The organism is Spirillospora sp. NBC_01491, from assembly GCF_036227065.1.
Classification (GTDB): domain Bacteria; phylum Actinomycetota; class Actinomycetes; order Streptosporangiales; family Streptosporangiaceae; genus Spirillospora; species Spirillospora xylanilytica.
In genome coordinates, this window is the sequence record NZ_CP109432.1 from 3,671,417 (window position 1) to 3,695,297 (window position 23,881).

The 23,881-nt window shown below is 70.5% G+C and carries 23 protein-coding genes and 1 pseudogene; 15 read left to right on the forward strand and 9 right to left on the reverse strand.

What is annotated here, in order from left to right:
- Positions 1–36: 36 nt before the first annotated feature.
- A complete protein-coding gene (aac(3), locus tag OHA34_RS17050; protein ID WP_329522185.1) occupies positions 37–900 on the forward strand; it encodes an aminoglycoside 3-N-acetyltransferase in 864 nt (287 codons plus the stop codon).
- A 429-nt stretch (positions 901–1,329) separates the two neighbouring features.
- Here aac(3) and OHA34_RS17055 read toward each other — a convergent pair whose 3' ends face one another.
- Positions 1,330–1,740 carry a hypothetical protein gene (locus OHA34_RS17055; RefSeq protein WP_329522186.1) on the reverse strand — a complete coding sequence of 137 codons (411 nt, stop codon included), beginning with the start codon at positions 1,738–1,740 and terminating at the stop codon, positions 1,330–1,332.
- 261 nt (positions 1,741–2,001) lie between these two features.
- Between OHA34_RS17055 and OHA34_RS17060 the strand changes: the two genes are divergently transcribed.
- Positions 2,002–2,430, forward strand: a complete 429-nt coding sequence (locus OHA34_RS17060) for a VOC family protein (protein ID WP_285942153.1) — start codon at positions 2,002–2,004, stop codon at positions 2,428–2,430.
- Between the two features lie 60 nt (positions 2,431–2,490).
- Here the strand turns inward: OHA34_RS17060 and OHA34_RS17065 are convergent.
- Positions 2,491–3,258, reverse strand: a pseudogene (locus OHA34_RS17065) (transposase).
- Positions 3,259–3,369: 111 nt separating this feature from the next.
- A complete protein-coding gene (locus OHA34_RS17070) occupies positions 3,370–3,624 on the reverse strand; it encodes a hypothetical protein (protein WP_329522187.1) in 255 nt (84 codons plus the stop codon).
- 17 nt (positions 3,625–3,641) lie between these two features.
- Between OHA34_RS17070 and OHA34_RS17075 the strand changes: the two genes are divergently transcribed.
- The 4 genes from OHA34_RS17075 to OHA34_RS17090 all read left to right on the forward strand — a co-directional run bounded on the left by OHA34_RS17075 (position 3,642) and on the right by OHA34_RS17090 (position 8,254).
- Complete coding sequence (locus OHA34_RS17075) at positions 3,642–4,112, forward strand: hypothetical protein (RefSeq protein WP_285942155.1); 471 nt, start codon at positions 3,642–3,644, stop codon at positions 4,110–4,112.
- A gap of 723 nt (positions 4,113–4,835) precedes the next feature.
- On the forward strand, positions 4,836–5,369 hold the full coding sequence (locus tag OHA34_RS17080; protein WP_329522415.1) for an RNA polymerase sigma factor: 534 nt from the start codon (positions 4,836–4,838) through the stop codon (positions 5,367–5,369).
- Positions 5,366–6,475: a hypothetical protein gene (locus tag OHA34_RS17085; protein ID WP_329522188.1), complete on the forward strand. Its 1,110-nt coding sequence runs from the start codon at positions 5,366–5,368 to the stop codon at positions 6,473–6,475. The genes OHA34_RS17080 and OHA34_RS17085 overlap by 4 nt, the downstream gene beginning before the upstream one ends.
- Before the next feature lie 468 nt (positions 6,476–6,943).
- Positions 6,944–8,254 carry an outer membrane protein assembly factor BamB family protein gene (locus tag OHA34_RS17090; RefSeq protein ID WP_329522189.1) on the forward strand — a complete coding sequence of 437 codons (1,311 nt, stop codon included), beginning with the start codon at positions 6,944–6,946 and terminating at the stop codon, positions 8,252–8,254.
- Between the two features lie 87 nt (positions 8,255–8,341).
- Here the strand turns inward: OHA34_RS17090 and OHA34_RS17095 are convergent, their stop codons facing one another.
- Entirely contained in the window at positions 8,342–9,265 is a 924-nt protein-coding gene (locus OHA34_RS17095) for a glycosyltransferase family 2 protein (protein WP_329522190.1), read from the reverse strand.
- A gap of 87 nt (positions 9,266–9,352) precedes the next feature.
- Positions 9,353–10,261: a hypothetical protein gene (locus OHA34_RS17100; protein ID WP_329522191.1), complete on the reverse strand. Its 909-nt coding sequence runs from the start codon at positions 10,259–10,261 to the stop codon at positions 9,353–9,355.
- 430 nt (positions 10,262–10,691) lie between these two features.
- Here OHA34_RS17100 and OHA34_RS17105 point away from each other — a divergent pair, with 430 nt between their 5' ends.
- A complete protein-coding gene (locus OHA34_RS17105; RefSeq protein WP_285942163.1) occupies positions 10,692–11,423 on the forward strand; it encodes a dienelactone hydrolase family protein in 732 nt (243 codons plus the stop codon).
- 248 nt (positions 11,424–11,671) lie between these two features.
- Positions 11,672–12,112, forward strand: coding sequence for a hypothetical protein (locus tag OHA34_RS17110; protein WP_329522192.1), 441 nt, complete (start codon positions 11,672–11,674; stop codon positions 12,110–12,112).
- A 38-nt stretch (positions 12,113–12,150) separates the two neighbouring features.
- On the opposite strand, the gene OHA34_RS17115 is transcribed toward OHA34_RS17110, so the two are convergent.
- Both OHA34_RS17115 and OHA34_RS17120 read right to left on the reverse strand, forming a co-directional pair.
- Positions 12,151–14,295, reverse strand: coding sequence for a WD40 repeat domain-containing protein (locus OHA34_RS17115; protein ID WP_329522193.1), 2,145 nt, complete (start codon positions 14,293–14,295; stop codon positions 12,151–12,153).
- Positions 14,296–14,308: 13 nt separating this feature from the next.
- Positions 14,309–14,731, reverse strand: coding sequence for a hypothetical protein (locus OHA34_RS17120; RefSeq protein WP_329522194.1), 423 nt, complete (start codon positions 14,729–14,731; stop codon positions 14,309–14,311).
- 389 nt (positions 14,732–15,120) lie between these two features.
- Between OHA34_RS17120 and OHA34_RS17125 the strand changes: the two genes are divergently transcribed.
- A complete protein-coding gene (locus tag OHA34_RS17125) occupies positions 15,121–15,693 on the forward strand; it encodes an RNA polymerase sigma factor (protein WP_329522195.1) in 573 nt (190 codons plus the stop codon).
- A gap of 5 nt (positions 15,694–15,698) precedes the next feature.
- On the forward strand, positions 15,699–16,316 hold the full coding sequence (locus OHA34_RS17130; protein ID WP_285942169.1) for a hypothetical protein: 618 nt from the start codon (positions 15,699–15,701) through the stop codon (positions 16,314–16,316).
- Positions 16,317–16,593: 277 nt separating this feature from the next.
- Here OHA34_RS17130 and OHA34_RS17135 read toward each other — a convergent pair whose 3' ends face one another.
- Positions 16,594–17,004: a VOC family protein gene (locus OHA34_RS17135; RefSeq protein ID WP_285942170.1), complete on the reverse strand. Its 411-nt coding sequence runs from the start codon at positions 17,002–17,004 to the stop codon at positions 16,594–16,596.
- Positions 17,005–17,179: 175 nt separating this feature from the next.
- Between OHA34_RS17135 and OHA34_RS17140 the strand changes: the two genes are divergently transcribed.
- The 4 genes from OHA34_RS17140 (at position 17,180) to OHA34_RS17155 (ending at position 21,542) form a co-directional block, all read left to right on the forward strand.
- Entirely contained in the window at positions 17,180–18,469 is a 1,290-nt protein-coding gene (locus tag OHA34_RS17140; protein WP_285942171.1) for a VWA domain-containing protein, read from the forward strand.
- Between the two features lie 2 nt (positions 18,470–18,471).
- Entirely contained in the window at positions 18,472–19,287 is an 816-nt protein-coding gene (locus tag OHA34_RS17145) for a hypothetical protein (RefSeq protein ID WP_285942172.1), read from the forward strand.
- 601 nt (positions 19,288–19,888) lie between these two features.
- Positions 19,889–20,980, forward strand: a complete 1,092-nt coding sequence (locus tag OHA34_RS17150; protein ID WP_329522196.1) for a type III polyketide synthase — start codon at positions 19,889–19,891, stop codon at positions 20,978–20,980.
- A 64-nt stretch (positions 20,981–21,044) separates the two neighbouring features.
- Positions 21,045–21,542 (forward strand): isoprenylcysteine carboxyl methyltransferase family protein, encoded by a 498-nt coding sequence (locus tag OHA34_RS17155; RefSeq protein ID WP_329522197.1) that lies wholly within the window; start codon positions 21,045–21,047, stop codon positions 21,540–21,542.
- 170 nt (positions 21,543–21,712) lie between these two features.
- Here the strand turns inward: OHA34_RS17155 and OHA34_RS17160 are convergent, their stop codons facing one another.
- Complete coding sequence (locus tag OHA34_RS17160; protein ID WP_285942175.1) at positions 21,713–22,870, reverse strand: M20/M25/M40 family metallo-hydrolase; 1,158 nt, start codon at positions 22,868–22,870, stop codon at positions 21,713–21,715.
- Positions 22,871–23,042: 172 nt separating this feature from the next.
- Between OHA34_RS17160 and OHA34_RS17165 the strand changes: the two genes are divergently transcribed.
- A complete protein-coding gene (locus OHA34_RS17165) occupies positions 23,043–23,819 on the forward strand; it encodes a hypothetical protein (RefSeq protein WP_285942176.1) in 777 nt (258 codons plus the stop codon).
- Positions 23,820–23,881 lie beyond the last annotated feature (62 nt).

Here is a 23,881-nt window from a genome sequence, read left to right on the forward strand (position 1 = left end):
TTTGGCCAGTTGCGGGGCTGCGCATACCTTTCGATCATGGATGAGCTAGACCTCCTCAAGCGCTCCGATGGTCCGGTCACCCGCAGCAGGCTCGTCCGCGATCTGGGCGAGTTGGGCCTGGCCGAGGGCGACATCGTGATGTTCCACACCCGGATGTCGGCGCTGGGGTACATCGCCGGTGGCACCCAAACGATCATCAATGCGCTGCGGGACACAGTCGGCGCCGAGGGCACGCTGGTGGTCACCTGCGGCTGGAACGACGCCCCGCCCTACGACTTCACCGACTGGCCCGGAGAGTGGCAGGCCGTCCTGCGTGCCGAGCATCCCGCCTACGACCTGCGGTTCAGTGAGGCCGACCACAACAACGGCCGATTGCCCGAGGCCCTGCGCCGCTGGCCGGGCGCGGTACGCAGTCGTCACCCCGACGCCAGCTTCGCCGCTCTCGGCCCGGCGGCCCACTTCCTGATGGATGATCACCCGTGGGATGACCCTCACGGTCCCGACAGTCCCCTGGCTCGTCTGGCCGCCACGGGCGGCCGGGTGCTGTTGCTGGGCGCACCGCTCGACACCCTGACGCTCCTGCACCACGCGGAGGCCCTCGCCAAGGCGCCGGGGAAGCGGTTCGTCGACTACCAACAGCCCATCACCGTGGACGGCGAGCGCGTCTGGCGGCGCTTCCACGACATCAACTCCGAGAACGGCGCCTTCGACTACACCACGGTCGTGCCGCAAGAGCAGGAACCCTTCGCGGTCATCGCCCGCGACATGCTCACTGCCGGGCACGGACGACAAGGACAGGTCGGCACCGGAACGAGCCACCTCTTCGAAGCGGCCGACGTCGTGAACTTCGGCATCAACTGGATCGAGAGCAAACTCGCACGATCGGCCAGCCACAGCTAGCGCCTCGGGGCACCTGGTCACAGCCACTCGCTGATCACGGCGATATGCACGGTCGCCTCATAGCTGGTTCTACCGCCGCTCCCACCTCGGCGAAGGCCGGTCACCCGATCGTGACCACCAACCCCTGATCAGAACAACGAACAGGCCCTAACTTGGAGTATCCCGCTGGACACTCCGCCCCGCCCTTCAGGCTGACCCCCGGGAACCACTCACTCAATGATCAGCCCTGAGGGTCAGACGAAGATCGTTCTCATCGATAACGGCTGTTCCGCTGCTGCTCATGCCCGAGATCGCCGCCAGCCTCGACGGGAACTGCCGGCCGTGAGCCCGCCCGAACAGCGGCGGTGAATTCCGCCCAGGCCCCTACTCGGTGATCGAACTGTCGGCGCAGCCGATCTTAATGCCCTTTTTCCAGGCGCAGCCCGTTAGTCAGACCTTATAGCCATTCCCAATGTTGCCGACGTCGATCTTTTCCATTCTCCCGTAGCTGGCGCGCTTGGTTTTACAGGTGTGGCTATAGCATACCCGGAGCGTTACGGATGCGCCGTCGCCGGGGCTATCATAAACATAGAAGAGGTCGCGGTCTTTGTTGCCGGCATAGTCGTCGAAGTAGACAATTCCGTACGACTTGCCTTTTATGTATATGTCCCCGCCATACTCCATCCCTGGCTCTCGGATAGTGCCGCCGAGCAGAATATTGGAAGGCGTGCTGCTTGTGTGGGTCGAGGTGAGCGTTGCGTCGGGTGTGATATTTGTCGGCGCGGCGGAGGCTGTAGCGGGGATGAAGGTAACGAGCCCCGTGACAACGGGTGCGGCGGCGATGAGGCTGCGGGTGCGCATACTAGGCACGCTCCTTGGGGTGTTCTAGTGTGAATGCTGACCACTGGGATCTTCGAGGGCGTCTTCGCTGGGCGCCCCCCTTTCACGCCTGACTTTTCCTTGATAAAGTCCTCACGCACTGGACGCTAAGGGCTGTCCCGTAACTGATCTTGGGCATTCGGTTACGCACCAGGGTTCGGCAGGGTTGGGGTCGACATCTCGACGGCATGGGGATCCACCTTGGGGAAATGGGCAGCAGAGCCCCCTTGGTAGGGTGCGCCGATGTCATCGATCAAGCACTTCCAAGTCACCTTCGACTGCGCGGAACCCGAGCGGCTGGCCCGCTTCTGGTGCGAGGTGCTGGGTTATGTCGTTCCGCCCCCGCCTGAGGGGTTTGCTACTTGGGACGAGTTCAAGGGTGCGCAGCCTCCTGAGGAGCAGGACGCGTGGTTCGCCTGCGTCGACCCTTCGGGCGTCGGCCCTCGGCTGTACTTCCAGCGCGTCCCCGAAGGGAAGGCCGCCAAGAACCGGGTGCATCTCGACGTGCGGGTCGGCACCGGACTCGTAGGGAAAGAGCGCCTCGCCGCGCTGGAGGCCGAGTGCGCACGGCTGGTCCCGCTCGGGGCGGTACACGTTCAAACGCTGTACGACGGCAATGACTCGTGCATCCCGATGCAGGACATCGAGGGCAACGAGTTCTGTATCGACTGAGCATCCTTCGAGCCGGCGAGCCCCCCCATTGGACCTCTCTGGTCCAGTGAGGGGCGGGAGTTACCCCGTGAGGGCGAGGTTGTGCAGCCGGGCGATGCCGAGCATGGCGGTGTGGACGCCATCGCCCTTCAGGCCGCAGTCACGAAGGATCTTCCAGGTCTTCATCCGGGCAAAGACGTGCTCGACGCGGGCGCGAACCTGCTTGTGGGACTTGTTGTGGGCCTGTTTCCAGTCGGGTAGATCCTCATCTTTGCGGCGGCGGTGCGGCATCACGAGCCCGGTACCCGGGTAGCCGCCGTCAGCGATGGTCATCGTGTTGCCGACGGCAGCTTTCGCACCGGACTCCGCCCAGGCCCGGCAGTCGTTGCGATTGCCCGGCAGCGGCTGTCCGACCACCACGACCTGGCGGGTGTCGGCGTCGATGACCACCTGATGGTTGGTGGAATAGCGATAGTTCTTCGACTGCTCGGCGACGTTGTGATCCCGGGTGGGCACCAGGGTGCCGTCCACAATCAGCACCGCATCCTTGGCGAACCGCTAGCGGGGATGCAGCGCAAGCCTCGGGCCGAAGTCGGCGATCACCCGGTCCGCGGCCGACTTCGACACCCCGAATAGTGGGGCCAGTTGCCGCATCGTCAAGTTCGTCCGCCAGTACGCGGCGACCAGCAGCACCCGGTCCTCCAACGACAGCTTCCACGGCCGCCCCCGGCCCGGGGAGTCGGCATCTTCACGGCGCAGCGCGGTCACCAACTTGCCGAAGGCGCGCGGGCTCAGCCCGGTAAACGGGGCTATCCAGAACGGCTCGGACGCCGTGATCACACCTGACACGGGCAAGATCATTGCAGAGCAAGATCACTTACGGGACAGCCTTTAGGGCATCTGGTTATCGCTTCGTTAAACCTCGCCGACGCCCCCTCCGCGTACAACCTGAGAGGACCATCAGAGCTCAGCGTGATCACGCTTCCTGCGCCCGAAACCGAGCCCGGACAGCACCGCGGGCAGCGGTGCCGCGTCGGCCCCAATGCCACCGGCAAGTGGTTGACCGCCTCCTTGGAGCACTCCGGGGAACAGGTCATCGCCGCGGCGTTCGACCAAGCCGTCGCCCGCGATCCCGAGCACCGAAGATGCTGGATAGTCCTGGTCGACGGTGACCGCCACCAGCTCGACCTGATTCACCGGCAGGCCGAGCGGCACAGGTGGACGTCCACATCGTGGTGGATTTCATCCACCTCGCCGAGTACGTCTGGAGGGCGGCGTGGTCGCTGCACACCCCGGCGACCCGGCCGCCGAACGGCGGGTCGCGGTCCAGCTGGCGCACCGCCGCGCACCTGCGCGACCTGCCGATGGACGCCCGCGTGCTCCCCAAAATCGACCGGCAGATCCTGCTGTTCGAGCGCTGGTCTCGCCACCGCCTCGCCCAGATCGACGACCCCGAGCATGCCCGGCTACTCCGCCAGTTCACGACCTGGCGTCTGCTCCCCGAGCTCCACGGTCAAGCGGCGCGCGGCCCGCTCACCAACGGATCACGCAACACCGCCGCCGGACGCTTCAACATCGCCGAGACCTTCCTGAACTGGCTCGGCGGCCGCGTCCGCCGACTCGACCAAGCGGCCCAGACCGACATCGACGCATGGCACGTCGAGCGTCCCGATCCCGGGCGGCTCCATGCCTTCCTGAAATAGGCGATAGCCGGTGGACACATGCCGCGCCTGCAACTCCCCACCGCCACCCGAAACGACCGGCCCCCGATGAGCCAGGACCGCCGCCTGGCCCTATTCCGCCAGTTCCTCACCGACACACAGATCCCGCTCCGCACCCGGGTCGCCGCCTGCCTCGTCCTGCTCTACGCCCAGCCGGTCAGCCGCCTGGTTCGGCTCGCCGTTCACGACGTCGTCCAGGACGACGGACAGGTATCCGTACGCCTCGGCGACCCGCCCACTCCGGTACCCGAACCGTTCGCCGCGATGCTCGTCGACCTGACGGCCAACCGCGCCAACATGAACCCCGACAGCGACTGGCTGTTCCCCGGTGGCCGCGCCCGGCGCGCTCCTGCAGCGGCTGCGCGCTCGGAGTCCCAATCACACAAACCCGCACCGCGGCCTTCCGACAACTCGTCCTCCAAGCCCCCGCGCCCGTCGTCGCCCAAGCCCTCGGCTTCCACCACAGCACCGCCACCAAGCACCTCGCCGCCGGCGGCGGAACCTGGCACCACTACCCGGCCACCCGCCCCTCACGCTGACTAGGGGTTGAGGCGGACAGCTGTTGGCGCTGAGAACGATCTTGACCGGCGTTCCGGCCCAGCGTGGCTCACGCAAGTGGCGGACCACCGCGCTCAGCAGGATGGGCCGTCGGACGTCTTTCCTTGTAGAGGCTTTCAACGGAGGGCGGCTTAGCGCGTGCTGAAAGTGGATTTCTTGTCTCCTCCCCTGAAAAGGGGCGGGGCGGATGGGGGCAGCCAGGCGGCCCTGTCCGCGTTGTTCCAGATGCATGGGGGCCAGCTGGTCCGTACGGCCGTCCTGCTCACCCGGGACGACGGTCTTGCCGAAGAGGTGGTGCAGGAGGCGTTCCTCGGTCTGCAACGCCGCTGGCTGCGCAAGGGCCCGCCGGAGAGCCCCGAGGCGTACCTGCGAACGTCGGTGGTCAACGGCTGCCGGTCCGCGCTGCGCCGCCGCACGGTTGCGGCGCGGGCCAAGGTCGTGCACCCCGTGCCCGAGGCGTCGGCGGAGGCGTCGGCGCTGCTGCGCGAGGAGCAGGCGCAGGTGCTCGGCGCGCTGGACGGGCTCCCCCGGCGGCAGCGCGAGGTCGTTGTGCTCCGCTTCTACCTGGGACTGGACGACCAGGAGATTGCCGCCGCCCTCGGTGTGAGCCGCGGCACCGTTTCCTCGACCATCTCCCGCGCGCTGCGCAGCCTTGCCGAACTGCTGAGAGGACAGGGATGAACACCGATCTGGAGAACCGGCTGCGGGAGGCGTTCGATGCCCGTACTGCCGGGGTGCCACACCCGGCCGAACCCGCGTGGGCGGCCGCAGGGCGGCCGCGCCGCCGGTTGTGGACGCTCGTCCCGGCCGCGGCGGTCACGCTCGTCCTGCTGCTCACCGGCACGTTCGTACGGGTGACGCTGGACGACGGGGGCGAGGAGTTCGACCCCGCCATCGGCATGGGGCCCGTCAGGCCCGCCACATCGCCGCGGTTCGCGGCCCGGACCGACACCGAAGCGCACAAGGTCGAGATCGTGGACGTCCCGTCCGGGAAGGTTCGGGGGACGCTGACGCCACCTGCGGGCTACGACCGTTTCTGGACACCGATCACGGCGGCGGCCGACAACCGGACGTTCTTCTTCACGGTCGTGCAGGGCGAGCAGGGCCGGATGCGCGTCGCCCAGGTCCACCTCGACGACCAGGGCCGTCCCGGACGGCCCGTGCTGGTCGCGCAGGCCCCGTCGGCCGCCGACCTGCGGGTCGTCGCGACGCCGTCCGCCGCCCCGACGGGCCGGCCGTCGCCCTGGGCCGGCATCGACATGATCGCGGCCTCACCGGACGCCACCAGGCTGGCGATGGTGACCAGCAGCAAGGACGGCGAAGCGCTCGCGGTTTGGGACCTGCGGACCGGGAGCCATCGGCGGTGGAACGTCCCGGCCCCCGTCCAGTCGATCGCATGGGACGCCGGCCGCCTGCGCTGGGCCGGCGCGTCCGCCGCCGGGATCCTGGACCCGGAAGATCCGGCGCGCACGGTGCGGGCGGATCGGACGTTCCCCGAACGCAACGACTCCGACATGCCCCTGCTACTGCCCAGTGGCGACCGGATCGTCCTCCTCACCGCGGGCGACGAGGCACGGCTCACGCTCCTGCCGGCCCGCTCAGGCAAGGCACCCGTCGTCCTCGACCGATGGCGGTCGGACAGCTATGACCAGCCAGTGGCCGACTCCACCGGACGGCACCTGCTCTACACGCGAGGCCACCGGATCGAACGAATGGACCTCAGGACCCGCAAGCACTCCCCGACTTCCAGCAAGGTCACCAAGATGGACCCGACGCTCAGCTGGTGACCCGCTGCAAGCCGGGGCGAACAAGAAGGCGCCCGTCCGCCCGACTCGTGACGATCACGAACCGCCGAACGAAAAGTCACGCCAACGTCAGCCGCGACGCCCCCACTGGCCGTGGATTCTCGTTCCGATGCTCGTCCAACCCCGCATGCCCCGCAAGGAGGACCAACCCACCAGCGACTGACCTAAAGTGATCAATGCATTACGAAGCGAACGTTGCAACCGGTCATTAACTCAAGACCATTCTCAGTGCCGACCGCTGTCCGCCGGTCCCTCAACCCCGGAATACGACACGGTCGAATACGGCAGGGTGCCGGTCCATCCCCGCGCGAGCGGGGATGGACCGACCTGCAGCCACAGCGGGAGCCCTTGGCCTGGGTTCTCCCCGCGCGCGGAGACGGTCCGCCGCCGCGAACTTGTGGGCCGTCCCGGGCGATCTCAGGGAGAACCGTGTCCCCTGGAGGTTTGTGCATGAGGGTTCGTTGCGCGGCCGTCGCCGTTCTCGCCGGTGTCGTGGTCGCCGGGGCGGGGTGCTCCGGTTCCGGTGTTGGAGACTCGCCCGGGATCGAACTGGATCGGACGACGAGCGCGTCCGGGACGAAGCCGATCGGGGACGTCGAGTTGCCCGCTGGGACGTTGCGCGAGCTTTGGCGGGCCGATGTGCCCAGGGTGCCGTCGCCGGATCCGGCGCGTACCGAGTTCGTCGCCGGGCAGGTCGTGGTCGTCTCCAACCGGGGGCTGGACGTCCTGGACGCCAACACCGGCGAACCGCGCTGGCATTACTACGAGAAGGCACGACTGGTCGCCGACTACGCGGTCACGGCCGGCGCCATGGTGGTCACCACGGTTGCCGCTGACCAGCGCGGTGAGGCGGACCTCGCGGATGATCAGAGCATGCGCACCACCGGCTTGGACGCCCTCAGCGGACGCACGCTGTGGAACAACGACGGCCTCCAGCCCGTGACGAACGGCCAGAAGAAGGGGTACGAGCCGCTCGCGTCCGCCAAGGCCGGTGTGGCCCTGTTCGTAGGCCGGGACGCGAAGAAACCGGGGCTTGTCGCGGTGGACGCACGCACGGGGAAGGGTCGCTGGGCCTGGGCTACCGGGTCCGTCCGCTATTGCACGTTCCAGCCGCACGATACCGACGGGAGCCTGCTGCTGGTCGCAGCGTCCTGCGGAGGCGAGGAATCGCTGTATGCGCTGGACCCCTCCTCCGGTGCTGTCCGGTGGAAGAAGTCCACGGGTGGGGGCAGGTGGGCTGCGCTCACCCGGAATGGTGTCACGCTCGTCAACCGCCTGGGCAAGAACATGATGTCCACGCTCGTCACCGCGAATGGCAAGGAGATCTGGAAGCTGGCGGATGAGGACCTCGTGGCCACCGAGTTCGCCGTGGCCCAGGGTCGCACTGTACTGGCCGTGAGCCGTGACGCCTCGGGAATGGGCCAGCGGCTCGAATTCGTGAACGTACGCACCGGAATGGTGGACAAGCACGTCAACGCCCGGGAACACGCCGGTCTTGTGACTGCGGGCGGCCACGTGTACGGGGTGCGTAAGTGGCCCGGCGAGCGCGATGGGGACGCGTCACCTCGCCACATGCCGGATGCACTCGACGTGATTGATCCCGCGAAAGGCAAGGTCACCACGGTCAGGCTGCCGTTCACCGCGAGCGGCCATCAGTTCAACCCCGGCCTGAAGCCTACGCTGATCCATGGCGACCGCCTCCTCCGTGCCGAGCAGGTCGGGGACGGTTTGCGGCTGAGCTTGTACGGACCCGGCGAATGACGCGGCGAAACAGCGGCCCCGTCCTGGCGGTCACCGTTCCGGGGCCGGGCTGATCAGGCGGTGCGGAGTGTTCGGCGTCGGGGCGGTTCAGATGATGGGCGGGCGGCCGAGGCGGGTCATCGTCCACACCGTCCGCCATTTCATCGGCGTACGCGGCCCGCAGCCCTTCCGGCATCCCTCGAAGAACCCGCCCCACCATGCCCGCGCCCCGGCCAGTGGAGGGCGCCTGACCATGGTGACCATGATCCACATCCCCAGGTAGACCGGGATCAGCACGGCGGGCAGGTGGCGGCGGGCCAGCCACACCCTGTTGCGGGCCGTGGTGCGGTAGTAGACGGCGTGCCGGGCCGGGGACGTCCGGGGATGTTGAAGAACCAGGTCAGGCCGGTAGTCGATCCGCCAGCCCGCGTCCAACGCGCGCCAGGCCACATCGGTCTCCTCGTGCGAGAAGAAGAACTCGTCAGGCCAGTCACCGGTCTGCTCCACCACCGTCATCCGCACGGCGTTGCCGCCGCCGAGGAACGTGGTCACCGGCCCGGCCGTCATCGGCCCGGTCGCCCGCAACCTGGGAACGTGCCGGCGCTGGGTCTCGCCGGTCTCGTCGGCGATGCGGAACCCGACGATCCCCAGCTCCGGATCGGTGAACGCCTCACGGACCCGTCCGGCGGTCTGCGGGTCGGGCAGCAGCCCGTCATCGTCCAGGTACATCACCACGTCGATGTCGCCACGGGCCGCCAGCGCCTCCAGCGCCTTGTTCCGGCCGCCGGACACCCCGAGGTTGGTTTCGAGTTCGATCCCCTGCACCCCGTCGGGGAGAGGCGGCAGCGCGCACCCATTGCCCACCACGACCACCGGCACCGGCGGACCGTCCTGGACGCGGACCGACTCCAGCAGCGCAGCGAGCTCGACGGGCCGTGTCCCCATCGTCAGCACCGCCGCCCCCACCCGCACGGGCGACCCGCCGGACCGGACCGGCAGGGTGTCTGTAGATGGCATCGGTGACGTCTGCACGAGCGACTCCTGGCAGTACGCGAGATGGAGTGGCGGTGAACTCCGCGTCTCTGGATGGTAGCCAGCGCGGGGCCGGTGTGCAGGTGGTCAGGGGTTGGGCCGCGTGGTGGTGGGGGCGGGATCCTCAGAGGAGGGCGGTGTTCGGTCGGTGTCCGGGGTGAGTGCGGCGTGCAGGCGGGCAAGGCGTGTCGCCAGGTCCTGGTGACCGAGTCCGGCGGTTGTCCGGTCGAGCCGGTCGGCGCAGTGCCGGTAGAGCGGCAGGAGTTCCCGCTCGAGCAGTTCGGCGGCTGCCGGGTCGTCGAGGCCGTTGGCACGCCATCGCGCGGCTGAGGTCACCAGGGTGCTGGAGACGTTCGGTGTGGCGGTGTACCAGCGGGCGGCGTCGTTGTTGCGGGCGAGTTGGCCGGTGGCGGCCGTGTAGAGCAGGCGCACGGGGAACAGGACGGCCTTGGTGACGGCGCGGGCGCCCTGCCCGGCCAGTGCCGCGGGGGCGTTGAGCATGCGCAGGTAGGCGGGGTCTCCGAACTTGGTCGCCGCGAAGGTGGCGCTGTCCAGGACGAGGTCTGTTGTGGTGGGCCGGGCGCAGTGGGCACGCCGGTCGGTGCCGTGCAGCAGCACGCCGGAATCGAGCAGGTCGAGCCGGTCGGTTGCGGGGAAGCGGCCGGCCTCGGTGCCGTGGGCCAGGTGTTCCCAGTCGCTCCAGAAGACGGAGAGACGGCCGGCCAGGGCGTGGTGGGCCGAGCCCGCATACTGCCGGACGGTGTCGCGGCGGACCATGTCGATGGTCGAGGCCACGGCCTCGTCGGCGCGGTCGACGACCAGGGCCAGGTCGACGTCGCTGACACTGGGAACGAAACCGCCGTGGGCCAGGCTGCCGATCGCGAACGCCGCGGCCAACCGGCCGTCCAGCCTCGATTCGGCCTGGCCGACCGCGGCCCGCAGGATGTCCTGCCCCACCGGATGGGACACGTGCTCATCGGATGAGCTGGGGATCACGCTCGACTCCTGTCTTCAGACCGGGATGTGTCAGTCTTTCTGCTGTGGCTCGGTGCCCTCCTCCCCCGTGCCGTGCCGTGCCGTGCCGTGCCAGGGCATCGAACCGGCAAGCCTCCTCTGTGGTCACGATCGCGGGCGTCTCCATCGTTCCCCCCTTTCCGGTGCGGTCGTGGGTCGGGGCCGTCCCGATCCGGCCACATCGCGGTGCGATCACCGTGTCGCTGCGTGAGTCGTCCACCCCCGGCAGAATGTAGGCACAAAACCCTGTTGGCGGACCACGGCGGCCACTGCTAGCTTTTCGGAAGCCGTGCCAGAGAACGAGGAGGTGGTACCCGTGAACGTATCGACATGGGTGCTCCTCTCCGGGGTCACGGTCGGGCGATAGGTCGTCCGGGAGCGCCGTTCAAGAGCACTCCCGAAAGGCACGACCATGCGATTCACTTCTGAGCAGCGCCTCGACGACGGCGTCCTCGAACGCGAATTCACCCTCGGCGAGATCCCCGGCATCCTGTGGACGCCCGCATCCGCGTCCGCACCGGCCCCGCTGATCCTGATCGGCCACCCCGGCGGACTGCACAAGATGCGCCCCCGACTGGTGGCCCGGGCCCGGCACTCCGTGGCGGACGGCTTCGCCGCGGCCACCATCGAGCTCCCCGGAAGCGGTGACCGGCCCCGTTCCGCCGCCGCCGAGCAGGCCCGCGCCGACCTGCAGCGGGCGCTCGAGGCCGGCGGGCCGGTCGACGAGGAGATCGTCGACCGGCTCGTCCTCCCGCTGGTCGAAAAGGCGGTCCCGGAATGGCAGGCCGCCCTGGACGCCCTCCTTTCGCTGCCCGAGATCGGCGGCCCGGTCGGGTACTCAGGGGGAGTGATCGCCATCGGCATCCGGCTGGCGGTGGTCGAGCCGCGCATCTCGGCCGCCGTTCTGTTCGCCGGGAGTTTCGTGCCTCGCGTCCTGTTCGAGGAGGCCCGGCAGGTCACCATTCCACTGCACGTCCTGCTGCAGTGGGACGACGAAGGAAACGACCGGCAGATGGCCCTGGACCTGTTCGACGCCTTCGGCTCCAAGGAGAAGGCGCTGCATGCCAATCTGGGCGGGCACACCGGCGTCCCGCGGTTCGCGGGGGACGCCGCGGCCCAGTTCTTCACCCGGCATCTGAGCTAGCCGCCGACCACCCCCGCCGTCAGGCCAGCAGATGCACAACCGCCCCGATCGCGGCGGTACCAGCCATCGGCGGTACCGACCCGGTCGGGGCGGCACTCGGCCACCAGCTCCGTCAGTTGGGCCCACACCCCGTCACGATCCGTCCGGCCGCCTCGTCCGCCCCGAATCCCTCCGCGTGGGTCCAGCCCCACCCACCCGTGGGTCCAGACCGATACCGCGCCGACCAGGCGCTTTCTAGCGTTGGCGGCATGAAAGCCAACACGCCCACCGCGCTCGACGCCGCACTCCGCACCGACGCCCGCGCCGAAGGTGCCTTCGGCGCGGCGAAGAACAGCATCAGGATCTACGGGGCGCTCAGCGCCGCCGCCCTCCTGGCGGTCGTCGTGGTGGCGAGCAGCGGTCACATGGTGAACACGTTCATGTGGGTCCGCGCGGCCCTGCTGCCCGTGGCCGCCGTGCTGATCCACCGGTTGCCCCTCTCGGCCGCCCTGGGATCCCGCCGGGCCTTCGATCGCGTGAGCGCCCTCGCCGTCATCATGCCGATCGCGATCATCGGCGTCGACCTGATCCCCGGCATCTGCCCGCTCTGGTACGCGGTGATGCAGGTCGTCTGCATGCTGCCCGTCATCCGCGTCGCGTTCATCATCCGCGGCTCTGCGCCGCGCGCCGTCTTCCCCAAGACGCGCTGATCCGGGACCGCCGTAGCGGGCCGGGAAGGTGTTCCCGATCAGCACGCCGCCCGGTAGCCCGGCCCGGCCGGGACGTGCTCGGACCACCAGCGGCGGGTGAAGGACGCCCCCACCTGGTCGCAGAGGTCGGCATGGACGTCGGGCAGGTGACCGGCATCGCGTACGGTCAACTCGTCGGTGAGCCCGGTCCACGTGAGCAGCGAGCGTCCGTCCGGGCTGAACGCGACCGATGTGATCCCTCCGTTGGACTTCTCCACAATGTCCGTGCCGATCTGCCGGCGGGTCGCCAGGTCCCACAGTCGTAGACGGCCACCGCCGATGGTGGCCAGCACACGTCCGTCCGGGTGGAAGGCCAGGCGCGACACGAGCTCACCGGTCGGGACGGTGATCCGGTTCCCGGCGCCGCCGGGGGTCCCCCTCGGATCGACCACCACGTGCCCGTCCTGGACGGTGGCGAGGGAGCCGGTTCGCGCCGCGATCGCGGCCACGCTGGGACTGCCGGGAGTTCGGGCGAATCCTGGTGGCGGTCGGGTGGGCCGAAGCGTGTCGGAGCTCAGGAAACGCACAGTGGTGGGAACGCTGCCCCGACGTTCGCCGGAGTCATCGGACCGACGCGCGACGGCGATGATCGAGGTTCCGTCGGCGGTGAACGTCAGTCTTCCGAACCCGGCCCCTTTGCCGGACTCTTTGAGCAGTCTGTAGGTGCCGGGGTCCCAGAGTCGCACCACGCCGTCCTCGTCCGAGGTGGCCAGCGCACCGGTGCGGGGGTTGAAGGCCGATGCTGTCAGGGCGGTCTTGGCCGGCCACGCGGTGAGCAGGACCTCGTGGCTGATCGCCACGCTGTCCGCGCCGAGCGTGATGAGCCGTTCGCGGGCGAAGACCTCCAGTACGACTCCGAGGTCATCCGCGTCCACTCCCGAGCGGGCGAGCTCGCTCCGGGAGACCCGATCCGCCGTCGGGACGCCGTCGTCACCGATCGCGGTCAGGCGGAGGAAGACGCGACGGCTGAGCTCCTGCTGCGCCGGGCCCAGCCGGGCGTAGGCACGCTCCGCGCTGGTGGCGACCGCGTCCTCGATCCCTCCCGCGGCCTCGTAGTCCCGGAGCGTCAAGCCCTCATCGGCGGCGGAACGGTCCCGGGTGCGCCAGGCCTGGTCGAGTGCGTACGACAGCAGCGGGAGCATCCCGGCCCGCGTTCCCGGCTCGCCGGCCGTCCCGTCCGGCACCCGTCCCGGCACCGACGCGGCGGCGACGAGCCGGTCCACCAGCCGTCCCTCGACGCGCGCGCCCACCGCCCGCGCGGGCTCGGTGATCGCGATCTCCAGCTGGCGGGCCGTCATCGCCGGGAGCAGGTAGCGATCCTGAACCGCCGCCGCCAGTTCCTCGTACTCGACGCACCGTGCCTCGAAGTCCGAGCGCATCGCGATGACGACCATCGCCGCGGGCGTCCGATCCCGGCCGACCGGATGGGTGGCGGCCGCGTGCAGCGCACTGACGAACCTTCGCCGCTCGTCCTCGTCCGGGCAGAGCGTGAAGAGCTGCTCGAACTGATCGGTGATCAGCAGCAGCCGCTGCCGGCGATCGGTCACCGTGATCGGCGGGCCACCGTTCCGGTGCGCGGTCGCCGCCTGCCGTGCCGCCTGCGCGAGACGCCGGGGCGAGCCGTGCAGTTCCTCGGCGAGTGCGCCGGAGGAGCCACCGATGATCTGACTCAGCCCTGCGGCGAGTTCCTCGAAAGGGGCGGCACCGGGAGTGGTGATCAGACACGGCCATTGAGCGGTCTGGGGGTGCTCGGGAATACCGTTCTCGCGGAACTCGGAAAGCACTCCCGCGTACAGGAGCGAAGACTTTCCAACGCCGGACGTACCAGAGAGGATCGTTATCCCCGGCCGCTCCATCTGCTTCATCAGGAGCGAGCGGACCTTTCCGGTCTCCCGCGCCCGACCGAAGAACAGGCCGGCGTCCTGCTCGGTGAAGGCGTCCAGTCCGCGATAGGGGGAGGCCACGGCGCCGGCCGCGTCGAACAGCGCCGGGCGGTCCCGCTGTTCCATCCAGGTGGACGCGCCCTGGTAGACGACGGACACGTACTGGTCCCGCCCTGCCTGGAAGACCTGCCCGTGCCCCGAAGCGGCCCCTTCCTGCCGCACCGGCGGCATCGAGGCATCGTCCTCGGACGGTGGGGGCATGGCCGTTCCCTCGTCAGTCGGCCGGCTTCTCGCCGATCGTCATGTCGCGTCCTGCCTGGTAGACCCGTCCGTGCCCGCTGGCCTCACCGCGCTGGAGCGCCTGTGTCCGGGCCTGCTGCGAGTCGGGCAGCAGCGGCCTCCAGACCTGGTCGAGGACGCGGCTCACCTCGACCTCGATGCTCGGATCGTCAGTGAGCAGCCGGGCCAGCCGCAACCGCCACTCGGCCAGGAGTTCGGCCTCGGCGTCGCGGTCGTTCGCGCGACGGGCGAGCAGCAGCCGTTCATGGAGGTCGTCCAGTTCCTCCTCGATCGCCTGGGCCCGACCGGGGTGCACTCGCTGCCAGAGGGCCACGGCCCCGTTTCGGGCCTGCTCCCAGCCTTCGGTGGCGATGGCGGTCACCAGTGCCGTTCCCGCCGCAATGGCCAGCGGATCCATTGCCACACCTCCAGGTTCACCCGTGGCTAAAAGTTGATCACGCTCTCCTTGCGGCCGGCCAGTGAAATGGCGGGGAAAACCTGACCGGAGGCGGTCAGTGTCATCGTGCCCAATGGCGAAGAAGGGGGGCGCGGTCCGACGGACGCCGTCCGGTCTGATCGCTGTTGAGGGCATCGCGTGACGACCGGGGTGGTAGAAGATCAGCAGTCGTCCGGGGGCCTCGATGCGTTCAGCCCACGGCCACGCCGATCGTCACAACCCTGTGACCTGCGCCGACCTCAGCAGAGATCGATGTGAAACAGCCGTGCCGGACGGGTGGTCGACCGTGCGCGGTAACGCTTCGCGGCCGTCGGTCCAAGAGCGGGTGAACTTCCGAAAGGAGACAGCGCATGGCTGAACCTGAGAACGGCCTCTCCCGCATCAGACACGATCCCGAAGCGTTCGAGGCGTTCTACCGGCGCCACGTCGAGACGGTGAACAGGTTCGTGGCCCGGAGAGTGGACGACCCGCACACCGCTGCGGACATGACCGCCGACGTCTTCATCGCCGTGATCGACTCCGCGCACACCTACAGGCCGAGCTGCGGCAATGAGATCGGCTGGCTCTTCGGTGTCGCGCGGAACGTCCTGGCCGCCAACCGGCGCCGGGCGGGCCGGGAACTGCGCGCGAACCAGCGGATCGCGGGGCGGCGGTTGCTCGACTCCGACGACATCGACCGGCTGGTGGAGCGCATCGACGCCGAGAGCACCGGCCGGCGTACCTACCAGGCCCTCGCCGACCTGCCCGCGGGGGTGCGGGCACTGCTGGAACTGATCGTCGTCGACGGGCTGACGGTCACCGAGGCGGCCGCCGCGCTCGACATCCGCCCGGTCACCGCCCGGGTCCGGTTGCACCGTGCCCGCAGAGTCCTGAGGGACGTCGTCTCCGCCCAGACCCCCGCGATGGCGTACGCAAAGGAGTGATCCCCATGCAGACCTTCGAAGACCGGCTCCTCGCGGAGCTCAAGCACGTCGTGGCGACCAACCGGCCGGCCGCAGAGTCCCGGCGCCGACCGCGGCGGTGGACGGGACGCATCGTCCTGACCGCCGGAGTCGTCGCGGCCGCGGTCGGAACGGTGATCGCGGTACCCGCCCTCACCCAGGACAAGAGCGCGCGGGCGAACGCCATCGAGCGTGCCCCGGACGGCTCCATCGCGGTCCATCTGGTGGAGTTCACCCATCCCGAACGGGTCGAACAGAAGCTGCGCGCCTTGGGAGTGCCGGCGAAAGTGGACTTCCTGCCGTTCGGCACACAGTGCAAGGGACGTGAGTACGACAGCGACTTCTGGATGTACGAGAAGCCGGACGCCGGGGTCTTCGGGGACGACCCCGGATCCGACCCGCAGGCCGACGAGGACATGAGGGGAGAGGTGGGCGCGCGCATCCATCCGGACAAGCTGAAGCCAGGGGAGATGGTGGTCCTCGACGTCTGGTTCGAGGACGCGGCGACCGTCCTCAGCCCCATGGTGAAGAGGGTCGGGACGGTACCCGCCTGTGTCCGGGTGCCGGGTGGCCCTCAGTCGGGCGCCGACGGCGTCGGGGGCTGATCTCGGAAACGGGATCGGGCGCACTTGCCGATCCCCCTCCAGGCGGAGGCCCGGCTCCCGAGCAGACCGGAGCCGGGCCTTGGTCTTTCGAAGACCGGCCGATCGGAACTGATGACATCGACGGGGAAGTCGAGTTCCTGCAACAGCTCACCGATCCTGTCCCAGGACTTGTCACACCCACGGGTGGACTTTGGCGCCCCTGGCCTGCCGGGGGCTCGATGGCGATGACCGGCCTGCGCGATGCTGGCCGTCGTGGCCGCATCGGTGGCCGGACGGCTCAGCGAAGCTCCTGGATGCGGATCAGGTTGCCCGCGGGATCGCGGAAGGCGCAGTCGCGGATGCCGTACGGCTGCTCGGTCGGCTCCTGGACGACCTCGGCGTCGGCGGCCCGCACCTTCTCGAAGGTGCCGTCGAGGTCCCGGGTGGCCAGCAGGATCCAGCCGTAGGTGCCCTTGGCCATCATCTCGGCGATGGTGCGGCGCTCGTCCTCGGTGACCCCGGGGTCTGCGGCCGGCGGCGCCAGGAGGATGGACGTGGAGGGCCGGCCGACCGGGCCGACCGTGATCCAGCGCATCCTGCCCTGTCCGACGTCGCTGCGGACCTCGAAGCCGAGGGCGTCGCGGTAGAAGGCCAGGGACGCGTCCGGATCGTCATGCGGGAGAAAGCTCGTGTGGATGGTGATGTCCATGACGATCAGGCTACGTTGACCTGCGCTTCTCGATTCCTGACCGACCTGGCCGGCCGGTCCGCCGCGTCCCGGAGGCCGCGCGCACCGGGCCCGGCCGTGTTCCCGGCGCGAGGCCCGGCGAGGGTAGTCGCCGATCTTGGTCTCGGGGCCCGCCGGGCGTCAATAGGATCCTCTGATGATCACCAGACGATGGTTGGCGGGCGGCTGTCTGCTCGGCGTGTCGGCCGCCCTGACCTTGTTCGGCACGCCGGCCGTCTCCGCCGATGACGGTGGTGCCGCGGAGCCGCCCAAGGTCGAGCTGGTGCTCGACGTCAGCGGCTCGATGCGCGCCCGGGACATCGACGGGCGCAGCCGGATGTCGGTCGCCCAGCAGTCCATGGGCGAAGTGGTGGACGCCCTGCCGGCGGAGACGCAGCTGGGCTTCCGGGTGCTCGGGTCGCGGTACCGGTTCCCTGGCAGTTCCAAGGCCGTCGGCTGCAAGGACACCCAGCAGATCGCCCCGGTCGGCCCGATGGACAAGGTGGAGACGAAGGCGGCGATCGCGACGCTGCGTCCGACCGGCTGGACCCCGATCGGGCTCGCGCTCCGCGCCGCCGCCAAGGACCTCGGCACCGGTGAGACGACGCGGCGGATCGTCCTCATCACCGACGGCGAGGACACCTGCTCGCCGCCCGACCCCTGCGACGTGGCCCGCGAGCTGGCCGCCCAGGGGACGCACCTGGTCGTGGACACCCTCGGGCTCACCCTGGACGACAAGGTCCGCCGGCAGCTCACCTGCATCGCCGACGCGACCGGCGGGACGTACACGGCCGTCCAGCACCAGCAGGAGCTGACCGGCCGCCTCAACCAGCTCGTCCAGCGGGCCAGGACGACCTACAAGCAGACCCCGCACAAGGTGGCCGGGGGCGCGCAGTGCGCCAACGCGCCGGTGCTCGCCCCCGGCGTGTACACCGACCGGGAGCGGTTCGGCGAGCACCGCTGGTACCGGGTGTCGGTGGCTCCGGGGCAGGAGCTGCGCACCTCCGTCAGCGTCGCGCTCGACCGGAAGCTGAACCCCGACTACGGGGTACTGCTGCGCGCGGTGTCCCAGGGCGGCCAGGAACTCGTCCGCGGCACCGGCGCGGGCAGCGGGCGCACCGACGTGCAGTCCACCGGCCTGCGCTGGTCGGACCAGCGGCCCGAGACGGACGTGTCCGCGTCGCCCACGCCGGGCGGCGGGTCCGGCGAAGGGACGGTCTGCCTGGTGGTCAGCAACTCCTTCTCCGCCCCCGCCTCCGTGCGGACGGCGCCCGGCATGCCGCTGGAGCTGACCGTCGACCTGGTGCGCTCCTCGGACGCGCCGGGCGGGCCCGACCTGGGCCGCGGCTGGCTGCTGCTGGCCGTGCTCGCCGGGACCGGCCTGGTCGCCGGTCTCATCACCGGATGGCTCGCCCGCTGGCGGGTCGCCATCTGGAAGGAGAACTGACCATGCGCGCCGCCCCCCTCCTCCTCCCCCCGGCCGCCGGCGCCGTCCTGCTGCTGGCCGCCGCCGGACCGGCCGCCGCGGACGGCTCCTCCCCGAGCCCCCGTCCGGCCATCGGCACCGCCGGGACGTCCTTCCTGACGGCGACCACCGTGGAACCGGGGCAGCCGGTCCGCGTGTCCGCCTCGACCGGCGACCATCTGTACTGGTCGTTCGCCGCCGCCGCCGGGCAGACCGACCGGATCACGGTGACCGTCGCGCTGCCCCCGGCGGCGAGCCGCCACGGCGCCGCGACGTACACGGCCGATGTCTTCGACGGGCTGCGCCGCCGCCAGGCGTGCACGGCCGGTCCGCAGAACGCGACAGCGGCGGCGAGCGCGACGAGCGTCAGGCTGCACTGCACGCTGCGTCAGGTCCGCGCCTGGGCCGAGCCGTGGTCGGACGACCCTCTGCCGGGCACCTACTACCTGCGGCTGTCGGCGAGCGACCTGCCCGAGCCGGACCTCGGCCTGCCGATCCGCGCGGACGTGCAGATCACCGCGAAGGACGGCGACGCGCAGCCGGCGGGCGCGAAGCTGGAGGCGCCGCTGTCCCCCGCCGTCAACCCGGGGACCACCCTGGCTCCGGACGCCGCGCCGGCGGCGTCGCCGTCCGCCGTCAGTTCGGCGCCGAAGCCGGCCGAGCGCGTCAAGGGCTGGTTCTCCTGGCCGTCCGGCCGGTGGTGGTGGACGCTCGGCGGCGGCGTCCTCGCCGCCATCGCGGCCGTGGCGGGGTTCAGCCTGACCCGCCATCCGCGCCGCTGGTTCTCCGCTCCCCGCTGAACCACCGCGCCCGCGGCCGGGCACCGCACCGGTGCCCGGCCGCCTCGCGAATCGCGCCGGAACCGGCCGCGGACCTGGAAAGGGACGAGCATGAGCTTTATGGCGCTGTACTCCAGGGCGCTCCTGGCCGCCCTGTTCGGCAGGCGGCCTCCGGCCGGACAAGGGCCGCCGCGCAAGCCGTCCGATGACCGCACAAGCCCGGAATGCGGCGAGGACGAAACAGCCGTCCCCCGCCGTCCCGAGGACCCCGGACAACACCGGCCGTGACCGGCCACAGATCGTCCGGCCGGAGTGCCCGTCCACGCCGCCGACGCTCGTGCCGTTCGCCAGCGATCGCCGAGGCGCTGGACGCCGCGGAACTGTCTGCGATCGATGATGAGAGCATCGCCGGGTCCGTCGAGGAGCTACGGAGGGGGAACACCGGCGAGCCCGGTGCCGCCCCTCGGAAGCGGCACCGGCGGCGAGCGTCGACTCGCCCGATCCGAACGCCCCGTTGATCCAGTTCACCTGACCGCCGAGTTCTCCACCCATGACGCTTCACCGTGGTCAGCGGTGTCGGCGTCGCAGTTGTGGGCATGGGAACAGATGGGGTGAATGTCTCATGCGTGTAGTTGCAGTACGAACCGTGCTTCCGGAACATCGCTATGAGCAGCATCAGATCACCAAGGCCGTCAAGCGGTGGACGGCGGGCGACCAGAGGCTGCTCGAGCGGTTCCACGCGGCCACCCAGGTGACAGGGCGGAACCTGGCGCTGCCGCTGGAGGAGTACGAGAATCTGACCGGGTTCACCGCGGCCAACGACCTCTATATCGAGACCGCCATCGACCTGGGGACGAAGGCGGTCCGGGAGGTGCTGGAGGCGGCCTCGATCGATCCGCGGCAGGTCGACCACCTGGTCTTCTGCTCCTCGACCGGAGTGGCGACGCCCTCTGTGGACGCCGCGTTGGCGCAGCGGGCGGGCCTGCGTGAGGACGTCAAGCGGCTGCCGGTCTTCGGGCTGGGCTGCGCGGGCGGGGCGGCGGGGCTGTCGCGGCTGCACGACTACCTGCGCGCCTGGCCGGACCAGGTCGCGGTACTGGTCTGCGTCGAGTTGTGCTCGCTGACCGTCCAGCACGACGACGCTTCGATGGCGAACCTGGTGGGCAGCGGCCTCTTCGGCGACGGCGCAGCGGCGGTCGCGGCGATCGGCGACCGGCGGGAGGCGGACGAGCCGCTGGCGGCCCTGGCGAACGGCTCCGGGCCGGAGCGGGGCCCCGTCGGGCCCCGTGTCGTCGCGACCCGCAGCAGGCTCTATCCCGACACGGCGCGGCTGATGGGCTGGAACGTGGGCGAGCACGGCTTCCGCATCGTCCTGGCCGCCGACCTGGTGGACATCGTCGAGTCCAGCCTGGGCGACGACGTCACCGCGTTCCTCGCCGACCACGGCCTGTCCCCCGGCGAGGTCTCCTCCTGGGTCTGCCATCCCGGCGGCCCCAAGGTGATCGACAAGATCGCCGAGGTCCTCGCGCTGGACGACGGGGAGCTCGACCTCACCTGGCACTCGCTCCAGCGGCTCGGCAACCTCTCGTCGGTATCGGTGCTGAACGTACTGGAGGAGACGATCGCGCGGCGGCACCGGCCCGAGGACGAGCCCGGCCTGCTCATGGCCCTCGGACCCGGATTCTCCGCCGAACTGCTGCTGCTGCGGTGGTGATCCCCTGCTCGCCTACACGCTGCTGATCCTGCTCGTCGCCGCCGAGCGGCTCGCCGAGCTCGTCGTGTCCCGCCGCAATCTGGCGTGGGCCAGGCGGCGCGGCGGCATCGAGTACGGCCGGCGGCACTACCCCGGATTCTTCGTCCTCCAGACGCTCCTGCTGGCCGGTGCGCCCCTGGAGGCATGGCTGCTCGACCGGCCCTTCATCCCCGCCCTGGGATGGCCGATGCTGGCGGTGTGCGTCCTCGCCCAGGGACTGCGCTGGTGGTGCATCACCACCCTGCGCGAGCAGTGGAACACCCGGGTGATCATCGTCCCCGGCCTCCGGCTCATCGACAAGGGCCCCTACCGCTACCTGCGCCATCCCAACTACCTGGCGGTGGTCGCCGAAGGCGTCGCGGTGCCGCTCGTCCACACCGCCTGGCTGACGGCCCTGATCTTCACGGTCGCCAATCTGGGCCTGCTGAGGATCCGGATCGGTGTCGAGGACGACGCACTCCACCAGGCCGCGGCCATGACGAGCGCTCCGCCCGGCTCCCCGCAGGCCCCGCCCGTGCTCTAGGCCGTGTTTCAAAGCCCGGCCCGGCGTCCTCGCCTGGCGGCTCGGACACCGACCTGGCTTGGGCGAACGCGACATCGCTCCGCGATCCGGCCGGTGGGGCTCGCCTCCGGCATCGCCCCACCGGCCAGATAACGCGCTCACGCGACGCCCGAGGCACTTTGAGACAGGCCCTAGGCCCGGTAGGGGGCGGCGATCAGGGCGGCGAGCAGGGCCGCGCGTTCGGGCAGGGCGGCCAGGACGATGTGCTCGTCGGGGGCGTGCGCGCCCCGGCCGCGGGGGCCCAGGCCGTCGAGGGTGGGCAGGCCGCGGGAGCCGGGCAGGTTGGTGTCGCCGGCGCCCGCCGCCGGGCGGCCCTCGATCGTCTGGCCGAGCGCGGCGCCCACCGCCGCCAGGTGGGCCAAGAGCGGATTCGCGGGGTCGTCCTGCCAGGTGGGACGGGACGTCAGCACCTCGGCCTCGACCGTCGCGCCGGCGCGGATCGGGCGGGCGTTCTCGAGGACGTCGAGCATCCGGCGCTCAGCGTCGGCGTCGGTGAAGCGGAGGCCGATCTCCGCCCAGGCGTCGGCGGCGATCACGTTGGCGCGGGTGCCGCCCTCGACGCGGCCGATGTTGCACAGCGTGGTGCCGTCGCCGGGGACCGCGGCGCGGACGGCGGCGAGCTGGTCGAGCAGCTCGTCGATCGCGGACACGCCGCGGTCGGGGTCGAGGGCGGCGTGCGCCTCCTTACCGCGCACCCGCAGCGCGATCCGGGTGCTGCCGCGCCGGGCGCTCTTGCAGGCACCGTCGGGGTGCGGCGACTCCAGCCCGATCACCGCGGCGGCGCCGGGGAGGGCGGCCTCGACGACCGCGCGGCCGGTCGGGCTGCCGACCTCCTCGTCGGCCACCACGACCGCGCGGACCGGCGCGGGCACCGCGATCCCGGCGTCCGCCAGCGCGCGCAGGGCCATCTCGAGGGCGACCAGGCCGCTCTTCATGTCGAGCACGCCCGGCCCGGTGACGGTCGTCCCGTCGTCGGTGTAGGGCATCTCGGCGAGGCGGCCCACCGGCCAGACGGTGTCGTAGTGGCCGACGACCAGCAGGTGGCCGCCGCCGTCCGGGCCCCATGAGGTGACCAGGTGGTCGCCGTGCGGGGACGGGACCCGGCTCACCCGCCCGCCGCTGGCCGCCTGCCCCGCCGCGACCAGGTCCGCACAGCGGGCGAGGGCCTCGGCGTCGCCGCTGGGCGACTCGGCCAGCGCGTACTCGCGGAGGCGGGCGCGGCCGTAGTCGAGCTGCGCGGCGACGGCCGCGGTGATGGCGGCGGCGGTCTCGGGGGCGATCGCGGTCATGTCTCTCCTGTGCGGTCGGTGGACGAGCACTGATCTTCGTGCGCGAACATACGGATCGTAAGCCCGCACGATGCGGCCACCATTCTTGACGCTGACGTGGAGCGATGCTACAACCAGGACATAGATCCACAACATATCTAGGTCAGGACATGTGCTGACAGTAAGTGATGCGATGCCGTCGAACCCATCGGCCGTCCAGGTGCGGCCACTGTCCGAGCCCGCCGAGATGCGCGCCGCCGTCGAGCTGTACCGCGAGGTCTTCGGGCTCGGCGCCACCGACCCGGCGGTGAGCCCGCGCCTGCTGATTTCCCTGATCCACAACGGCGGCTCGGTCGTCGGGGCGTTCGACGGCGCCGAGATGGTGGGCTTCGCCTACGGTTTCGGGGGCGTGGACCCGTCCGGCGCCGTCTACCACTACTCGCAGATGGCGGCCGTCCGCGCCGACCAGCAGGGACGCGGCGTCGGCCGGGCGCTCAAGCTCGGCCAGCGCGCGCACGTGCTGACCACGGGGGTGACCGCCATGCGCTGGGCGTTCGACCCCGTCCGCACCCGCAACGCGCACTTCAACCTCGACGTGCTCGGCGCGGTGGCCCGGTGGTTCGAGCCCAACCTGATGGGCGTCGAGGAGGTCGGCCGCGACCGGGGCATGCGCACCGATCGGCTCATCGCCGAGTGGGACCTGACCGCCGAGATCCCCGCGCGGGCGGCGCGGCCGGCGCCGCCGCCGCGGGTCGGCTGGGGCGAGCGGGCGCGCGACGGCGAGGCCGAGCTGGTCGGCCTGCCGAGCGACTGGGAGGCATTCCTGGCCGCCGGCCGGGACGCCGCGGTCGCGCTGCGCGAACGGGTCGCGGACGCGATGGGCGCGCTGGTCGCCGACGGGTACGCGGCCGTCTCCTGCCAGGTCGTGGACCGCGACACCGCCGTCTACCGGTTCGTCCGGGACGCATGAACGACCGCCCCGGCCGACCCGGCCACCCCGCCCCGCACCGCACGCCGGCCGGCGCGCCCGCC